The organism is Burkholderia sp. Tr-862, assembly GCF_011753085.1.
Lineage (GTDB): Bacteria > Pseudomonadota > Gammaproteobacteria > Burkholderiales > Burkholderiaceae > Burkholderia > Burkholderia ambifaria.
In genome coordinates this window covers 127,864-144,607 of sequence record NZ_VWWG01000002.1, presented here as the reverse complement: position 1 = coordinate 144,607, position 16,744 = coordinate 127,864, and the positions used below count along the sequence as shown (strand labels likewise).

At 68.0% G+C, this 16,744-nt stretch carries 17 protein-coding genes; 10 read left to right on the top strand and 7 right to left on the bottom strand.

Annotation, left to right across the window (positions count from 1 at the left end; all coding sequences use genetic code 11):
- Nucleotides 1–185: 185 nt before the first annotated feature.
- Nucleotides 186–1,064, top strand: a complete 879-nt coding sequence (locus tag F3J14_RS01510) for an EamA family transporter (RefSeq protein ID WP_211080317.1) — start codon at nucleotides 186–188, stop codon at nucleotides 1,062–1,064.
- Nucleotides 1,065–1,116: 52 nt separating this feature from the next.
- Here F3J14_RS01510 and F3J14_RS01505 read toward each other — a convergent pair whose 3' ends face one another.
- Both F3J14_RS01505 and tsaE read right to left on the bottom strand, forming a co-directional pair.
- Entirely contained in the window at nucleotides 1,117–2,646 is a 1,530-nt protein-coding gene (locus F3J14_RS01505; RefSeq protein ID WP_006750952.1) for an N-acetylmuramoyl-L-alanine amidase, read from the bottom strand.
- A complete protein-coding gene (tsaE, locus tag F3J14_RS01500) occupies nucleotides 2,628–3,179 on the bottom strand; it encodes a tRNA (adenosine(37)-N6)-threonylcarbamoyltransferase complex ATPase subunit type 1 TsaE (protein WP_041491256.1) in 552 nt (183 codons plus the stop codon). The genes F3J14_RS01505 and tsaE overlap by 19 nt, the downstream gene beginning before the upstream one ends.
- 17 nt (nucleotides 3,180–3,196) lie before the next feature.
- Between tsaE and queG the strand changes: the two genes are divergently transcribed.
- From queG to xerD, 3 genes are all read left to right on the top strand, one after another.
- Complete coding sequence (queG, locus tag F3J14_RS01495) at nucleotides 3,197–4,432, top strand: tRNA epoxyqueuosine(34) reductase QueG (protein ID WP_166721462.1); 1,236 nt, start codon at nucleotides 3,197–3,199, stop codon at nucleotides 4,430–4,432.
- A 63-nt stretch (nucleotides 4,433–4,495) separates the two neighbouring features.
- Nucleotides 4,496–4,963 (top strand): methylated-DNA--[protein]-cysteine S-methyltransferase, encoded by a 468-nt coding sequence (locus F3J14_RS01490; protein WP_166721461.1) that lies wholly within the window; start codon nucleotides 4,496–4,498, stop codon nucleotides 4,961–4,963.
- Nucleotides 4,963–5,931: a site-specific tyrosine recombinase XerD gene (gene xerD, locus F3J14_RS01485; RefSeq protein WP_166721460.1), complete on the top strand. Its 969-nt coding sequence runs from the start codon at nucleotides 4,963–4,965 to the stop codon at nucleotides 5,929–5,931. The genes F3J14_RS01490 and xerD overlap by 1 nt, the downstream gene beginning before the upstream one ends.
- Nucleotides 5,932–5,979: 48 nt before the next feature.
- Here the strand turns inward: xerD and F3J14_RS01480 are convergent, their stop codons facing one another.
- Nucleotides 5,980–7,542 carry an AMP-binding protein gene (locus F3J14_RS01480; protein WP_166721459.1) on the bottom strand — a complete coding sequence of 521 codons (1,563 nt, stop codon included), beginning with the start codon at nucleotides 7,540–7,542 and terminating at the stop codon, nucleotides 5,980–5,982.
- A 265-nt stretch (nucleotides 7,543–7,807) separates the two neighbouring features.
- On the opposite strand from F3J14_RS01480, the gene ybaK reads away from it, so the two are divergent.
- Both ybaK and plsY read left to right on the top strand, forming a co-directional pair.
- Nucleotides 7,808–8,299: a Cys-tRNA(Pro) deacylase gene (gene ybaK, locus F3J14_RS01475; protein WP_012364550.1), complete on the top strand. Its 492-nt coding sequence runs from the start codon at nucleotides 7,808–7,810 to the stop codon at nucleotides 8,297–8,299.
- A gap of 182 nt (nucleotides 8,300–8,481) precedes the next feature.
- Nucleotides 8,482–9,120 (top strand): glycerol-3-phosphate 1-O-acyltransferase PlsY, encoded by a 639-nt coding sequence (gene plsY, locus F3J14_RS01470; protein ID WP_006750945.1) that lies wholly within the window; start codon nucleotides 8,482–8,484, stop codon nucleotides 9,118–9,120.
- An 85-nt stretch (nucleotides 9,121–9,205) separates the two neighbouring features.
- Here the strand turns inward: plsY and F3J14_RS01465 are convergent, their stop codons facing one another.
- The gene (locus F3J14_RS01465; RefSeq protein WP_006762345.1) at nucleotides 9,206–9,691 is read right to left on the bottom strand and encodes a YajQ family cyclic di-GMP-binding protein; all 486 of its coding nucleotides are present in this window, start codon (nucleotides 9,689–9,691) and stop codon (nucleotides 9,206–9,208) included.
- Nucleotides 9,692–9,827: 136 nt separating this feature from the next.
- On the opposite strand from F3J14_RS01465, the gene murB reads away from it, so the two are divergent.
- Nucleotides 9,828–10,877, top strand: coding sequence for a UDP-N-acetylmuramate dehydrogenase (gene murB / locus F3J14_RS01460; protein WP_166721458.1), 1,050 nt, complete (start codon nucleotides 9,828–9,830; stop codon nucleotides 10,875–10,877).
- Nucleotides 10,878–10,997: 120 nt separating this feature from the next.
- On the opposite strand, the gene argF is transcribed toward murB, so the two are convergent.
- A complete protein-coding gene (gene argF, locus F3J14_RS01455; RefSeq protein WP_166721457.1) occupies nucleotides 10,998–11,927 on the bottom strand; it encodes an ornithine carbamoyltransferase in 930 nt (309 codons plus the stop codon).
- Nucleotides 11,928–12,338: 411 nt separating this feature from the next.
- Here argF and F3J14_RS01450 point away from each other — a divergent pair, with 411 nt between their 5' ends.
- On the top strand, nucleotides 12,339–12,659 hold the full coding sequence (locus F3J14_RS01450; protein ID WP_006762342.1) for a DUF3579 domain-containing protein: 321 nt from the start codon (nucleotides 12,339–12,341) through the stop codon (nucleotides 12,657–12,659).
- Between the two features lie 144 nt (nucleotides 12,660–12,803).
- On the opposite strand, the gene rpsT is transcribed toward F3J14_RS01450, so the two are convergent.
- A complete protein-coding gene (gene rpsT / locus F3J14_RS01445) occupies nucleotides 12,804–13,076 on the bottom strand; it encodes a 30S ribosomal protein S20 (RefSeq protein WP_006482211.1) in 273 nt (90 codons plus the stop codon).
- 304 nt (nucleotides 13,077–13,380) lie between these two features.
- On the opposite strand from rpsT, the gene murJ reads away from it, so the two are divergent.
- Nucleotides 13,381–14,931: a murein biosynthesis integral membrane protein MurJ gene (murJ, locus tag F3J14_RS01440; protein WP_166721456.1), complete on the top strand. Its 1,551-nt coding sequence runs from the start codon at nucleotides 13,381–13,383 to the stop codon at nucleotides 14,929–14,931.
- Nucleotides 14,932–14,939: 8 nt separating this feature from the next.
- On the top strand, nucleotides 14,940–15,782 hold the full coding sequence (locus tag F3J14_RS01435; protein WP_006750939.1) for a SirB1 family protein: 843 nt from the start codon (nucleotides 14,940–14,942) through the stop codon (nucleotides 15,780–15,782).
- 79 nt (nucleotides 15,783–15,861) lie between these two features.
- On the opposite strand, the gene F3J14_RS01430 is transcribed toward F3J14_RS01435, so the two are convergent.
- Nucleotides 15,862–16,620, bottom strand: a complete 759-nt coding sequence (locus F3J14_RS01430) for an SDR family NAD(P)-dependent oxidoreductase (protein WP_166721455.1) — start codon at nucleotides 16,618–16,620, stop codon at nucleotides 15,862–15,864.
- Nucleotides 16,621–16,744: the final 124 nt, after the last annotated feature.

Sequence of the window (16,744 nt, the reverse complement as noted above, 5' to 3'; positions counted from 1 at the left end):
GGGCGTGGCGATGCGCCGGCCGGCGGTAGCGGCGGCAGCGGGCACGCGCGATGCGGCTTGTCCGTCGCTGCGCGGCTGCGCCCGCGGCCGATTCCATGCGCGCCGCGCGGGTATCGGGCCGGGTGGCGAAACCCGGTAGACTGAGCCGCTTCGGAACAATCATTCGAAACGAGGAGACGCCGATGATGGCCCCGAAGGACTTGCTGCTCGCGCTGGTCGTGATCCTGGCGTGGGGCGTGAACTTCGTCGTGATCAAGGTCGGGCTGCACGGCATGCCGCCGATGCTGCTCGGCGCGCTGCGCTTCACGCTCGCGGCCGTGCCCGCGGTGTTCTTCGTCCGCCGGCCGCAGATTCCGTGGCGCATGCTGATCCTGTACGGCGCGACGATCCAGCTCGGCCAGTTCGTGTTCCTGTTCACCGGCATGTACGTCGGCATGCCGGCCGGTCTCGCGTCGCTCGTGCTGCAGTCGCAGGCGTTCTTCACGCTCGTGTTCGCGATGCTGTTCCTCGGCGAGCGGCTGCGCATGCAGAACCTGATCGGGCTCGCGATCGCCGCGGCCGGGCTCGTCGTGATCGCGGCGCAGGGCGGCCGCGCGATGACGCTCGCCGGCTTCCTGCTGACCCTCTGCTCTGCCGCGATGTGGGCGGTCGGCAATATCGTCACGAAGAAGGTCGGCCGTGCGAACCTCGTGTCACTGGTCGTGTGGGCGAGCCTCGTGCCGCCCGTGCCGTTCTTCCTGCTGTCGCTGTGGTTCGAGGGGCCGCAGCGGATCGGGGCCGCGCTCGCCGGGCTGGACGGCGCGTCGATCTTCGCGGTCGTCTATCTCGCGTTCGTCGCGACGCTGGTCGGCTACGGCTTGTGGAGCCGCCTGATGTCGCGCTATCCGGCCGCGCAGGTCGCGCAGTTCTCGCTGCTGGTGCCGATCGTCGGGCTCGCGTCGTCGGCGCTGCTGCTCGACGAACACCTGACGCGCGCGCAGCTGGCGGGCGCCGCGCTCGTGATGGGCGGGCTCGCGGTGAACGTATTCGGCGGGAAGCTGGTGCGCCGCTTCGCGGCGTCGTGACGGGCCGGCACGCAGCGCGTGCCGGCGGCGGGGAAGAGCAGGCGGCCGTGCGTCAGGCCATCCGGTTCTTCGCGAGCGGGGGGTTCGCGGCGAAGTAACGCTTGATGCCGCGGAAGATCGCGTCGGCCATCTGGTCGCGATAGCTGTCGTCGTTCAGCCGGCTCTCCTCTTCCGGGTTGCTGATGAACGCGGTCTCGACGAGGATCGACGGAATGTCGGGCGCCTTCAGCACCGCGAATCCGGCCTGCTCGACCGAGCCCTTGTGCAGCTTGTTGATGCCGCCGACTTCCTTCAGCACGTAGCCGCCGTAGCGCAGCGAATCGCGGATCTGCGCGGTCGTCGACATGTCGAACAGCGCGCGGCTCACGGCCGCGTCCTGCGTCTTGATGTTGATGCCGCCGATCAGGTCCGACGAATTCTCCTTGTTCGCCATCCAGCGTGCCGCGGCGCTCGTCGCGCCGTGGTCGGACAGCGCGAACACCGACGAGCCGCGCGCGGACGGCGTCGTGAACGCATCCGCGTGGATCGACACGAACAGGTCGGCGCCGACGCGGCGCGCCTTCTGCACGCGCACGTTCAGCGGCACGAAGAAGTCGGCGTCGCGCGTCATCATCGCGCGCATGTTCGGTGCGCCGTCGATCTTCGCGCGCAGCTTCTTCGCGATGTCGAGCGCGATGTGCTTCTCGTACGTGCCGCCGCCGCCGATCGCGCCCGGATCCTCGCCGCCGTGGCCCGGATCGATCGCGACCGTCAGCAGGCGCATGGTGCCGCCCTTGCCGGATTTCGGTGCGGTGAACTTGTAGGTGTCGCCGTCGTCGTCGCTGTCGTCGCGGCGCGCGATGACGGGCGGCGGCTTGACGGCCGGCTTCGCAGGCGTGGAAGGCGTCGCGGCGGCCGGCGGCGTGCGCGGCGTGGCCGGCGTGTTCTGCGCGAAGCGCTGGAAGAATGCGTCGGTGTTGTCGCCCGCGGCGGGCGCCGACGGCGCGGCCGGGCCCGCGAGCGAGGTCGGCGGCTGCATCTGCTGCGCACGCGCGGTGTCGTTGAGCGCCTGTTCCTTGCGTTCCGTCTGCGCGATCAGGTCGGACAGCGGATCGGGCGCGACGGCCGGATACAGGTCGAACACGAGCCGGTACTTGTAGGTGCCGACCGGCGGCAGCGTGAACACCTGCGGCTTCACCGAGCCTTTCAGGTCGAACACCATCCGCACGACGTGCGGCTGGTACTGGCCGACGCGCACCGACTGGATCTGCGGATCGTTCGGCGCGATCTTCGACACGAGGTCGCGCAGGGCCTGATCGAGATCGAGCCCGCTCAGGTCGACGACGAGCCGATCGGGGCCCTGCAACAGCTGTTGGCTATTCTGCAGCGGCTGGTCGGATTCGATCGTGACGCGCGTGTAATCGCGCGCGGGCCACACGCGCACGCCGAGCACCGACGACGCGTGCGCGAGCCGCGGCGCGGCGAGACCGAGCACCAGCGTCGATGCGCCCGCACGCAGGATCTGGCGGCGCCGCCAGTTGTGCGTCGCGGTGGCCGCCGATTCGATCGAGCGGAACGGTTTGATCAACATCTTTCGAGACATGCCTTTCCTGAAGCGCTGAACGCCCGGACGGTGAGGGCGCGACCGTCGCCATCCACGTCGAGCGAGAAAACCAGATCGGGCACGCCGAGCAGGGTGCCCGCCTGTTGCGGCCATTCGACGAGGCAGATCGCGCTGGAATTGAAATATTCGCGAAAGCCCGCGTCGGACCATTCGGCCGGATCGTTGAATCGATACAGATCGAAGTGATAGACCTCAAGTTCCCCATCGTCGCGTGCGAATGCATACGGCTCGACGAGCGTATAGGTCGGGCTGCGCACGCGTCCCGGGTGGCCGAGGCCGCGCAGGATCGCGCGCACGAGGGTCGTCTTGCCCGCGCCGAGGTCGCCGATCAGCTGGATCTGCAGCCCGTCGAACGCGTGCGCGCGGGCGAGTTCGCCGCGCGCCGCGTCGAGCGCGTGCGCGAAGCGGGTGCCGAAGGCCTCGGTCGCCGCTTCGTCGGCGAGTGCGATCACGCGCTCCGCGAGCGGGGCGGGCAGCGTGTCGGCATGAGGCGTATGGGACGTGGCTGGCATTCTCGTAAAATAGTGCGATGAACCGATTACCGGAACTCGCCGCATCCGACAGGCCTTCGACTCGTACCGAAGGCGCGGCGCCGTGCGCGCTCGATGATGCGACGTTGACTGCGCTCGCCACTCGCATCAAGGCGTGGGGGCGCGAATTGGGTTTCGGGGCGATCGGCATCAGCGATACCGATCTCTCGGATGCCGAAGCAGGCCTCGCCGCCTGGCTGGAAGCCGGGTACCACGGCGAAATGGATTATATGGCGAAACACGGGACGAAACGCGCGCGGCCGGCCGAACTTGTGGCCGGTACGCGACGTGTGATCTCCGCGCGGCTCGCCTATCTGCCGGCCCAAACGCTCGCGGCCGACGCGCCCGATGCATCCTCCGGCGCACTCGTGCCGCACGACTGGCGCGCCCGTGAGCGTGCGCGCCTGGACGATCCGCAGGCGGCGGTCGTGTCGATCTACGCACGCGGCCGCGACTATCACAAGGTGCTGCGCAACCGGCTGCAGACGCTCGCGGAGCGCATCGAGCACGAGATCGGCGCATTCGGCTACCGCGTGTTCACCGATTCGGCGCCGGTGCTCGAGGTCGAGCTCGCTCAGAAGGCCGGTGTCGGCTGGCGCGGCAAGCACACGCTGTTGCTGCAGCGCGACGCGGGTTCGCTGTTCTTCCTCGGCGAAATCTACGTCGACGTTCCGCTGCCGACCGACGCGCAAACGGCGCCCGACGTCGCGCCCGAGACGCCCGGCGCGCACTGCGGCAGCTGCACGCGCTGCATCGATGCATGCCCGACCGGCGCGATCGTCGAGCCGTATCGCGTGGACGCGCGCCGCTGCATCTCGTACCTGACGATCGAACTGAAAGGCAGCATCCCGGAGCCACTGAGGCCGATGATCGGCAACCGCGTGTACGGCTGCGACGACTGCCAACTCGTGTGCCCGTGGAACAAGTTCGCGCAGGCCGCGCCCGTCGCCGATTTCGACGTGCGGCACGGGCTCGACCGCGCGACGCTCGTCGAGCTGTTCGGCTGGGATGCCGACACGTTCGATACGCGGATGCAGGGCAGTGCGATCCGGCGTATCGGCTATGAAAGCTGGCTGCGCAATCTCGCGGTCGGGCTCGGCAATGCATTGCGCGCGCCGGCCGACCGGCTCGCGCCCGATGCGCGCGACGCGATCGTCGCCGCGTTGCGCGCCCGGGCCGACGATCCGTCGCCGATCGTGCGCGAGCATGTCGAATGGGCGCTGCGTGCCGCATGAACGCGGCGTAAAGTATCGTCGGCGCGCGGCGGCGGCGCGCGTTTCATCGGGGAGGAGAAGCTCATGTTCAACGCAGTCATCGACGCACCGTTCGGCAAGGTCGGCATCCGCACCGACGCGGCGGTGGTGCGCGAGATCGTCTATTTGCCCGAGTCGGTCAAGTCGGTCGAGCCGGATTCGGCGCTCGCGCGGCGCGCGGTCGAGCAGATCGAACGCTATTTCGAGCGTGCATCGGCGCGCTTCGACCTGCCGCTCGCGGACGTCGGCAGCGCATTCCAGCATCGCGTATGGAACGTGATCAGCGACATTGCGCCGGGCACCGTGCTGACCTACGGACAGGTCGCGAAGCGGATCGGCAGCGCGCCGCGCGCGGTCGGCCAAGCGTGCGGCGCGAACTATTTCCCGCTCGTGATTCCGTGCCATCGCGTCGTCGCGGCAGGTGGCCTCGGCGGCTTCGCGAATCACGACGACAATGGCTATTACCAGAAAGTAAAGCGCTGGCTGCTGGCGCATGAGGGCGTGCCGTACTAATGAGTGAACCGCTGCTTTCCCCCGACTCCGCGTCCGACACCGACACCGAAAGCGACGTAGCCGCCACATCGCCCGCGCTGCTCGCGAGCCGCGCGTCGATCGACGTGTTCTGCGATGCGCTGTGGCTCGAGCACGGGCTCGCGCGCAATACGCTCGATGCGTACCGGCGCGATCTGGTGCTGTTTTCGCAATGGCTGGCCGCGACGCACGACGCGCCGCTCGACTCGGCCGACGAAGCGATGTTGACCGGCTACATCGCCGCGCGCAGCGACGGCAAGGCGACGTCGTCGAACCGGCGCTTGTCGGTGTTCCGTCGCTATTACGGCTGGGCCGTGCGCGAGCATCACGCGAGCGCGGACCCGACGCTGCGGATCACGTCGGCGAAGCAGGCCGCGCGGTTTCCGTCGACGCTGTCCGAGGCGCAGGTCGAGGCGCTGCTCGGGGCACCCGACGTCGGCACGCCGCTCGGTCTGCGCGATCGCACGATGCTTGAGCTGATGTATGCGAGTGGGCTGCGCGTGAGCGAACTCGTCACGCTGAAGACCGTCGAGGTCGGGCTCAACGAGGGCGTCGTGCGCGTGATGGGCAAGGGCTCGAAGGAACGGCTCGTGCCATTCGGCGAAGTCGCGCACGGCTGGATCGAGCGCTACCTGCGCGACGCGCGGCCGTCGCTGCTCGGCGCACGCGCGGCCGACGCGCTGTTCGTGACCGCGCGCGGCGACGGGATGACGCGCCAGCAGTTCTGGAACATCATCAAGCGCCACGCGCAGCAGGCCGACGTGCGCGCGCACCTGTCGCCGCATACGCTGCGGCACGCGTTCGCGACGCACCTGCTGAACCACGGCGCCGACCTGCGCGTCGTGCAGCTGCTGCTCGGTCACAGCGATATCTCGACCACGCAGATCTACACGCACGTCGCGCGCGAGCGGCTCAAGACGCTGCACGCGCAGCACCATCCGCGCGGCTAGCGCGGCACGTGCGCCGGCCCGTGCGCGGCAGGCGACCGGCGCGGCGCGTCACGCGAGTTCGCGCAGCTTGTGCTTCAACACCTTGCCCGTCGAAGCGGCCGGCAGCGCATCGAGCACGCGAATCCGCGCAGGGCGCTTGTAAGGCGCGAGCCGTTGCGCGCACCACGCCTGCAGCGCGGCCTCGGTCGCGCTCGCGCCGGGCACCAGCTCGACGAACGCGAGCACTTCCTCGTTGCCCTCGACCGCGCGACCCACGACGGCCGCCTGCACGACGTCCGGGTGCGCGTTCAGCACCTGTTCGACCTCGACCGGATACACGTTGAAGCCCGAGCGGATGATCAACTCCTTGCTGCGGCCCGCGATCGTCACCGAGCCGTCCGCTTCCTGGCGCGCGAGATCGCCGGTGCCGAGCCAGCCGTCGGGCGACACGGCCGCGCGCGTCGCATCCGCGTTGCGGTAGTAGCCGAGCATCACGTTCGGCCCGCGCACGCGGATTTCGCCCACTTCGCCCTGCGGCACGTCGGTGCCGTCCGGTGCGACGATCCGCATTTCCACGCCCGGGATCGGCACGCCGACCGAGCAGTCGGTACGCGGTGCGTCGAGCGGCGTCTGCGTGATCGTCGGGCTGCTCTCGGTCATCCCGTAGCCGTTGTGCAGCGGCACGCCGTACACGCGCTCGACGCGCGCCTTCAGGTCGGCGTCGAGCGGCGAGCCGCCCGAATACGCGAAGCGCAGCCGCGGCGCGTGCCACGTGTGCGCGTGCGTGTGCAGGTGCTCGAGCAGCTTCGCGTGCATCGCGGGCACGCCCTGGAAGATCGTCACGCCTTCGTCGGCGAGCGCGACGCGCACGGCCTCCGGCGAGAAGCGCGGCGCGAGCCGCAGCGTCGCGCCCGCGTACAGGCTGCCGAGGCAGACCGACGCGAGCCCGTACACGTGCGACACGGGCAGCACCGTATAGACGACATCGTCGGGCGACACGCGGCGCAGCGTGCTCGACATCGCGGCGATGAACAGCAGGTTGCGATGCGACAGCATCACGCCTTTCGGCGTGCCCGTCGTGCCGGTCGTGTAGATCAGCGCCGCGCATTGGGCGGCGCCGTCGGCTGCCACCGGTTCGTCGGGCGCGCTCGGGTCGACGCGGTATGACCACGCGCCGATGTCGACCGGCAGCGTATCGGCGGGCGTCGCGTCATGGCGCGCCGCGTGTGCGCGCGCGTCGGGCGACGCTTCCGTTGCGAACGCGATCAGCTTCGGGCGCGCGTGCGCGGCGATCGCATCGAGTTCGCTGGCCGACAGCCGCGCGTTCGACACGAGCGCCCATGCGTCGACGCGCGCGACCGCGAACAGCAGCACAATCTGCGCGACGCTGTTTTCCGCGACGATCATCACGCGATCGCCGCCGCGCACGCCCAGGCGCGCGAGCCGCTCGGCGGCAGCATCGACGGCTTGCGACAGCTCGCCGTACGACAGGCGGCGCGCGTCCTCGATCAGCGCCGGATGCGCGGGCGCGTGCGCGGCCCAGCGGGCGGGCACGTCGGCGATGCGGCCGGGCAACGCGGCGAGCAGTGCCGCGACGTCGAGCGGCGCGGATGAGCGGGCAGGCGAGGACATGGCGTCTCCAGAAGAAGGGCCGGGCGGTGGCGCGGCGAGTTTTGCGAACGATCGTGCCATGACGGCGGGCGCGCCACAATCGGCCATTCGGGCAATGGCACTTCGCGAAGTCCGCAATGATGACGGACCGGCGCGCTGCGGCGACCGGCGCGCCCGTCCGGGACAAAAGGGCCGCGAGTATACCGTTGGCGCGCCGCAACCCGCCGCGAGCACGCGCAGGGGCGATGGCGCGCGCCCGCTGGTCGTTCGCCATTAAAATGCCGCCATGAGCAAATCCAGACACGTGTCCGAGACACCCGCGACCCAGCTGCTGCGCCGCCATGGCGTCGCATTCGGCGAGCATCCGTACGATTACGTCGAGCACGGCGGCACCGGCGAGTCGGCGCGCCAGCTCGGCGTCGACGAACACAGCGTCGTGAAGACGCTCGTGATGGAGGACGAGCATGCGAAGCCGCTGATCGTGCTGATGCACGGCGACCGCACGGTGTCGACCAAGAACCTCGCGCGGCAGATCGGCGCGAAGCGCGTCGAGCCGTGCAAGCCCGATGTCGCGAACCGCCATTCCGGCTATCTGGTGGGCGGCACGTCGCCGTTCGGCACGCGCAAGCCGATGCCCGTGTACGTCGAGTCGACCATCCTCGAATTGCCGACGATCTACCTGAACGGCGGCCGCCGCGGCTATCTCGTCAGCCTCGCGCCGGCGGTGCTCACGACGCTGCTCGGCGCGACGCCCGTGCAGTGCGCGAGCGTCGACTGAGGGTTTCACCTTCGTGGCAGGCCGTGCGCGTTCGGTAGAATGGGCGCCGTTTCGGCCGGTCGGCCCGCACGGCCGGCCGCCACGGCCTGCCGGCGGTTCGCCGCGACGGCACCTGCCGCAACCGGCCGGCCTGCCGCGCCCGGCCGCCCCTTCACCGATACGTTGAAAGAAGAGTTCTCCGCATGCAGATCCTGCTCGCCGCACTTGTTGCCTACCTGATCGGTTCGGTGTCGTTCGCCGTCGTCGTCAGCGCCGCGATGGGCCTGGCCGATCCCCGTTCGTACGGGTCGAAGAATCCCGGCGCGACCAACGTGCTGCGCAGCGGCAACAAGAAGGCCGCGATCCTGACGCTCGTCGGCGACGCGTTCAAGGGCTGGCTCGCCGTCTGGCTCGCGCGGCACTTCGGGCTGCCCGACGTCGCCGTTGCATGGGTCGCGATCGCCGTGTTCCTTGGCCACCTGTATCCGGTGTTCTTCCGCTTCCAGGGCGGCAAGGGCGTCGCGACCGCGGCCGGCGTGCTGCTCGCGGTGCACCCCGTGCTCGGGCTCGCGACCGCGCTGACCTGGCTGATCGTCGCGTTCTTCTTCCGCTATTCGTCGCTCGCGGCGCTGGTGGCGGCGGTGTTCGCACCGCTGTTCGACGTGTTCCTGTTCGGCACCGGCCACAACCCGGTCGCGTGGGCCGTGCTCGCGATGAGCGTGCTGCTCGTGTGGCGTCACCGCGGCAACATCTCGAAGCTGCTGGCGGGGCAGGAAAGCCGGATCGGCGACAAGAAGAAGGCCGCGGCCGACGGCGGCGCGCAGGACGGCGGGAAGCTCTGAGGAAGGGGTTGCTGCTGTCGACCGCCCGCCGGGGCATCCCGCATGCGGGGCCCGGCGGCGCGGAGTGACCGGTCGACGGCGTCGATCAGTCGCGGAAGTTGTTGAAGTCGAGCGGGGTGTCGGTCACGTCCTTGCGCAGCATCGCGATCACGCTCTGCAGGTCGTCGCGCTTCGTGCCGGCCACGCGCACCGCGTCGCCCTGGATGCTCGCCTGCACCTTGATCTTGCTGTCTTTCACGAGCCTGACGATCTTCTTCGCGAGGTCGCCCGTCACGCCTTTCTTCACGGTGACGATCTGCTTGACCTTGTCGCCGCCGATCTTCTCGACCTTGCCGTAGTCGAGGAAGCGCACGTCGACGTTGCGCTTCGCGAGCTTGTTGATCAGCACGTCCTTGACCTGACCGAGCTTGAAATCGTCGTCGGCGAACAGCGTCAGCTCGCGCTCCTTCTGCTCGACACGCGCGTCGGAGCCCTTGAAGTCGAAGCGGGTCGAAATTTCCTTGTTCGACTGCTCGATGGCGTTCTTCACTTCGATCATGTTTGCTTCGGAAACGACGTCGAACGATGGCATGGCATTCTCCCTTGAGATGCAAGCGCCCGGCTTGCGCGCGGGCACTCGCTATAATTGCGGACTGTTTGCCATTTTACCGATGCCCCTCCGTTTGCCCAAGGCCGGCCTGATGCCGCCCCGGCGGACGTGACCGCGAATGCCGATGCCACCTGACGATTCCGCCCTGTCGCTGCTCCCCGACCATCCGCTTGCCGCGCACAATACGTTCGGCATCGACGCGACCGCGCGCTTTGCCGCCCGCGTCACGCAGGCGGCGCAGTTCGCGGCGCTGCATCGCGATCCGCGCGTCGCGCACCTGCCGCAACTCGTGCTCGGCGGCGGCAGCAACGTCGTGTTCACGCGCGATTTCGACGGCGTCGTGCTGCTCGACGAGATCGGCGGGCGCCGCGTCGTGCGCGAGGACGACGACGCGTGGTACGTCGAGGCCGGCGGCGGCGAGACCTGGCACGCATTCGTCGCGTGGACGCTCGAGCACGGCATGCCGGGCCTCGAGAACCTGGCGCTGATTCCGGGCACCGTCGGCGCCGCGCCGATCCAGAACATCGGCGCGTACGGCCTCGAGATGAAGACGTATTTCGACTCGCTGGTCGCCATCGAACTCGCGACGGGGCGCAGCGAGCGCTTCGATGCCGCGCGCTGCGCGTTCGGCTATCGCGACAGCTTCTTCAAGCGGGAAGGGCGCGGCCGCTTCGCGATCGTCGCGGTGACGTTCCGGCTGCCCAAGCACTGGACGCCGCGGCTCGGCTACGCGGATGTCACCCGCGAGCTCGACGCGCGCGGCATCGCGCCCGGCGCGGCGACGCCGCGCGACGTATTCGACGCGGTCGTCGCGATCCGCCGCGCAAAGCTGCCCGATCCGCTCGAGCTCGGCAACGCGGGCAGTTTCTTCAAGAATCCGGTGATCGACGCAGCGCGGTTCGATGCGCTGCGCGCGCGTGTGCCGGACGTCGTGTCGTATCCGCAGCCGGGCGGGCAGGTGAAACTCGCGGCCGGCTGGCTGATCGACCGCTGCGGCTGGAAAGGGCGCACGCTCGGCGCGGCGGCCGTGCACGACCGTCAGGCGCTCGTGCTGGTCAATCGCGGCGGTGCGACGGGCGCCGACGTGCTCGCACTTGCGCGCGCGATCCAGGACGACGTGCGCAAGCAGTTCGGCGTCGAGCTGGAACCCGAGCCGGTGTGCCTGTAACGCGGGCGTTCGACCCGCACCTTTCACGCGCTTTCGCCCGCGCAAATAAAAAAGCGCCGATCATCGATCGGCGCTTTTTTTCGCATGCCACCGGATTTTGGCGGGGCGCGAGTGTTGCGTTCAGTGCTTGAGGCGGCCGAGCAGCAGGAACTCCATCAGCGCCTTCTGCACGTGCAGGCGGTTTTCCGCCTCGTCCCACACGACGCTCTGCGGGCCGTCGATCACGCCGGCCGTCACTTCCTCGCCGCGGTGCGCGGGCAGGCAGTGCATGAAGAGCGCGTCCGCGTTCGCGTGGCCCATCATTTCCTCGTCGACGCACCAGTCGGCAAACGCCTGCTTGCGCGCTTCGTTCTCGGCTTCGAAGCCCATGCTCGTCCACACGTCGGTCGTCACGAGATCGGCACCCTTGCACGCTTCGTTCGGATCCTCGAACACTTCGTAGAACGGCGCGCTGTCCGGCGACACGAGCTTCATGTCGAGCGCATAGCCCGGCGGCGTCGACAGGCGCAGCTTGAAGCCGAGGATCTGCGCGGCTTCGATCCACGTGTACAGCATGTTGTTCGCATCACCGACCCACGCGACCGTCTTGCCGGCGATCGGGCCGCGGTGCTCGTAGTACGTGAAGATGTCGGCGAGCACCTGACACGGGTGGTAATCGTTGGTCAGGCCGTTGATCACCGGCACGCGGGAGTTCTGCGCGAAGCGCGTGATCACGTCCTGCTCGAACGTGCGGATCATGATGATGTCGACCATTCGCGAGATGACCTGCGCGGAATCCTCGACGGGCTCGCCGCGGCCGAGCTGCGTGTCGCGCGTGCTCATGAACACCGCGTGGCCGCCCAGCTGGAAGATGCCGGCTTCGAACGACAGCCGCGTGCGCGTCGAGCTCTTCTCGAAGATCATCGCGAGCGTGCGGTCGTGCAGCGGGTGATAGGTCTCGTAGTTCTTGAACTTGCGCTTCAGGATACCCGTGCGTTCGAGCACGTACTCGTAGTCTTCCAGCGAGAAATCCTTGAACTGCAGGTAGTGACGAATGGTTTTGGCGGTCATGAAACGAAATACGGCGGGTTGGAGCCGGCTGCGGAGCCGGACGCCGCCGCCGTCGGGTGTGGATAACTTCAAAGCAGCATAAAGGATTTTCTGTGCTTTGACGAGCCGCGGCGCAAACCGGGGCGGCGTCATGGCCGATGCTGGAGAACGCCGGAACAGGGGCGGCGAGACGACGCGCGATGGCGCGCTGCGGTATAATCCAAAAGTTTTCTCCAGCCCGGCAGGCAAGGCTTTTCGCGCTCTGCCGGACACAAGCCATGCGCTGCACACATCCGGTGCGGCGCGCCGGCGGCACGCATCGACGTCCTGTTTTCGGGATATCGAAGTGCGTGTGTCGTCCACTCCAGCTTTGTGTTCGCGTATCCAGGCGCCGTCGCCTGGACATCGCCGGGCCGTCACTTGGGTAACCACATGGCTGAAACCCCTCCGACCGAATTCTTCATCCAGGGCATCACGAAAGACGGGAAAAAGTTTCGCCCGAGCGACTGGTCGGAGCGTCTGGCCGGCGTGATGGCCTGCTTCGGGCCCGGTGCGAGCGGGCCGAATGCGCGCCTGAAATATTCGCTGTACGTGCGCCCGACGATGCTCGGCGACCTGAAATGCGTGATCCTCGATTCCCGGCTGCGCGACATTGAGCCGATGGCGTTCGATTTCGTGCTGAATTTCGCGAAGGACAACAACCTCGTCGTCACCGAGGCGTGCGAACTGCCGGACTACAACGAGAAGAAGTGAAGTCGACGGACGAGGGCGCATGCCGCGCCCGCGTCAGGTGGTCGTCCGGCGCGATGCGCGGACGACACGCAAAAAAGCCCGCCTAGGCGGGCTTTTTTGCGATCGCAGGAAACAGGAACGCCCGCCGAAGCGGGCGCGCCAGATTTACGCTGCTGCCTGCAGACCCTTGACGGCTGCGGCGAGGCGGCTCTTGCTGCGAGCGGCCTTGTTCTTGTGAACGATCTTCTTGTCGGCGATCGTGTCGATCGTCTTCACGGCAGCCTTGAACAGCTCGGCAGCCTTTGCCTGGTCGCCGGCTTCAACAGCCTTGCGAACCGACTTGATCGCGGTACGGAATTTCGAGCGCAGCGCCGAGTTGTGCGAATTTGCCTTCGCGGCTTGGCGGGCGCGCTTGCGTGCTTGTGCGGAGTTAGCCATGACGGTTCCTTATCCTGTCCTGTTTCCAGAGCTTGGAGCCTGACGGCCAAGCGCTGCTTTTCGATCCGTCCCCTGAGAACGATTGCCCAGGGGCGCATAAAAAACGGTGATTTTAACCGAGGCCGAGACATGAAAACGACAGGTGCCGTGCATGTAACAGGCTCAGAAACCGGCAATTATAGCAACAAAATCAAGCGCGTGGCAAGTTCAACGTAACGCCCGCCGGGCGGGGGCGCCGGCGACGCATGTCCTTTTCGGCATCCGTCCGTGCCGGGACACGCAACGTCCGTATAATAAGCGCCCCATGAATCTATTCCGAGCCCTGCTGACGGTCAGCGGCTTCACGCTGCTGTCGCGCGTGACCGGACTGGCCCGCGAGACGCTGATCGCCCGTGCGTTCGGCGCCAGTCAATACACCGACGCGTTCTACGTCGCCTTCCGTATTCCGAACCTGCTGCGCCGCCTGTCTGCCGAAGGCGCGTTCTCGCAGGCGTTCGTGCCGATCCTGGCCGAGTTCAAGAACCAGCAGGGGCACGATGCGACCAAGGCGCTCGTCGACGCGATGTCGACCGTCCTCGCGTGGGCGCTTGCCGTGCTGTCGGTCCTCGGGATCGCCGGCGCGTCATGGGTCGTGTTCGCGGTCGCCTCCGGCCTGCATACCGACGGGCAGGCATTCCCGCTCGCGGTCACGATGACGCGGATCATGTTCCCGTACATCGTGTTCATCTCGCTGACGACGCTCGCGTCCGGCGTGCTCAACACCTACAAGAGCTTCTCGCTGCCCGCGTTCGCGCCGGTGCTGCTCAACGTCGCGTTCATCGCCGCGGCCGTGTTCGTCGCGCCCCATCTGAAGGTGCCGGTCTACGCGCTCGCGTGGGCCGTCATCGTGGGCGGCGTGCTGCAGTTCCTCGTGCAACTGCCGGGGCTGAAGAAGATCGACATGGTGCCGCTGATCGGCGTCAACCCGCTGCGCGCGCTGCGCCACCCGGGCGTGAAGCGCGTGCTCGCGAAGATGGTGCCCGCGACGTTCGCCGTGTCGGTCGCGCAGCTGTCGCTGATCATCAACACCAACATCGCGTCGCGGCTCGGGCAGGGCGCGGTGTCATGGATCAACTACGCCGACCGCCTGATGGAGTTCCCGACGGCGCTGCTCGGCGTCGCGCTCGGCACGATCCTGCTGCCGAGCCTGTCGAAGGCGCACGTCGACGCCGATACGCACGAGTATTCGTCGCTGCTCGACTGGGGGCTGCGCGTCACGTTCCTGCTCGCGGCGCCGAGCGCGCTCGCGCTGTTCTTCTTCGCGACGCCGCTCACCGCGACGCTGTTCAACTACGGCAAGTTCGACGCGCATACCGTCACGATGGTCGCCCGCGCGCTCGCGACCTACGGGATCGGCCTCGTCGGCATCATCCTGATCAAGATCCTGGCGCCGGGCTTCTATGCGAAGCAGGACATCAAGACGCCGGTGAAGATCGCGATCGGCGTGCTGATCGTCACGCAGCTCTCGAACTACGTGTTCGTGCCGCTGATCGGTCATGCGGGCCTCACGCTGAGCATCGGCGTCGGCGCGTGCCTGAACTCGCTGCTGCTGTTCCTCGGGCTGCGCAAGCGCGGCATCTACCAGCCGTCGCCGGGCTGGCCGCGCTTCTTCGTGCAGCTCATTGGCGCGACGCTCGTGCTCGCGGGCCTGATGCATTGGTGCGCGATCAGCTTCGACTGGACCGGCATGCGCGCGCAGCCGCTCGATCGCATTGCGCTGATGGCCGCGTGCCTCGTGCTGTTCGCTGCACTATATTTCGGTATGTTGTGGGTGATGGGCTTCAAATACGCTTACTTCAGAAGGCGCGCCAAGTGACGACCGCAATGACCCGCGTCCTCGACTACTTCAGCACACTCGTGGCGGACGACGACAGCCTGCCCGTCACGGAGACCGCGCTGTCGCTTGCACAGGACGCCTATCCCGACCTCGACCTGCAGGGCACGCTGGCCGAACTCGACATGCTGGCCGCGCGGCTGCGCCGCCGGCTCGCCGACGATGCGAACCTGAAGGACCGCGTCGCCGCGCTCAACGAATTCTTCTTTCGCGAACTCGGCTTCGCGTGCAATCACAACGATTACTACGACCCCGATAACAGCCACCTGAACGCGGTGCTGAAGCGGCGGCGCGGGATTCCGATCTCGCTGTCGGTGCTGTACCTCGAGCTCGCCGAGCAGATCGGCGTGCCGGCGCGCGGCGTCTCGTTCCCCGGTCATTTCCTGCTGCGCGTGACGCTGCCGGACGGCGACCTGATCATCGATCCGACCAATGGCCATTCGCTGTCCGAAGCCGAGATGGTCGAGATGCTCGAGCCGTACGTCGCGCGTGCGGCGGGCGCGGTCGACAGCGCGTTGCGCGCGTTGCTGCAGCCGGCCACGAGCCGCGAGATCATCGCGCGGATGCTGCGCAACCTGAAGACGATCTATCTGCAGACGGAACGCTGGCAGCGGCTGCTCGCGGTGCAGCAGCGGCTCGTGATCCTGCTCCCGGAGCACCTCGACGAGGTGCGCGACCGCGGCTTCGCGTATGCGCGGCTCGACTACCTGCGCCCCGCGCTCGAGGATCTCGAGCAGTATCTCGGCGAGCGGCCCGATGCGGACGACGCAACCGTTGTCGAATCGCAGGTGACGGAATTGCGGCAGCGGATGCAGCGCGACGACGAGGACTGAGCCGCTAGCGCGGCGCCGGGCGCCTCTCGAACGAAAAACGCCCGCATTGCGGGCGTTTTTTGTTTGCAGTCGTTTGCACTTACTTCGGCTGCATCCGGATCGCGCCGTCGAGGCGGATCACTTCGCCGTTGAGCATCGGGTTCTCGACGATCTGGCGCACCAGCATCGCGTATTCGTCCGGTTTGCCGAGCCGCGGCGGGAACGGGACCATCGCGCCGAGCGCGTCCTGCACGTCCTTCGGCATGCCGAGCAGCATCGGCGTCTCGAACAGCCCCGGCGCGATCGTCATCACGCGGATGCCCTGGCGCGCCAGGTCGCGCGCGATCGGTAGCGTCATGCCCGAGACGCCGGCCTTCGACGCCGCGTACGCGGCCTGGCCCATCTGGCCGTCGTAGGCGGCGACCGAGGCGGTGCTGACGATCACGCCGCGCTCGCCGCCGTCGTTCGGCGTGGTCGCGGCCATCGCGGCGGCCGCGAGCCGGATCATGTTGAAGGTGCCGATCAGGTTCACGTTGATCGTCTTCGCGAACACGTCGAGCGGATGCGGGCCGTCCTTGCCGACGGTTTTCGCGGCGGGCGCGATGCCCGCGCAGTTCACGAGGCCGCGCAGCGTGCCCGTGTGCGTCGCGGCGTCGACGGCCGCCTGCGCATCGGCCTCGCTCGACACGTCGCAGCGCACGAATGTGCCGCCCAGTTCGTTCGCGAGCGCCGTGCCGGCCGCCTCGTTCAGGTCGGCGAGCACGACCTTGCCGCCGGCCTGCGCGAGCATGCGGGCCGTTCCGGCGCCGAGGCCCGATGCGCCGCCCGTGATCAGAAAGACGTTGCCGCGAATCTCCATCACTGTCTCCTTGGTTGGTTCCGATGCCGGTCGGCACCTGCGTCCGATCGATTGTACGGGGCGCCGCCGGGCGCCGGAGCGACCGGCACGCTCGTGCGAATCCAGGTCAGCCGAAGCAGATCAA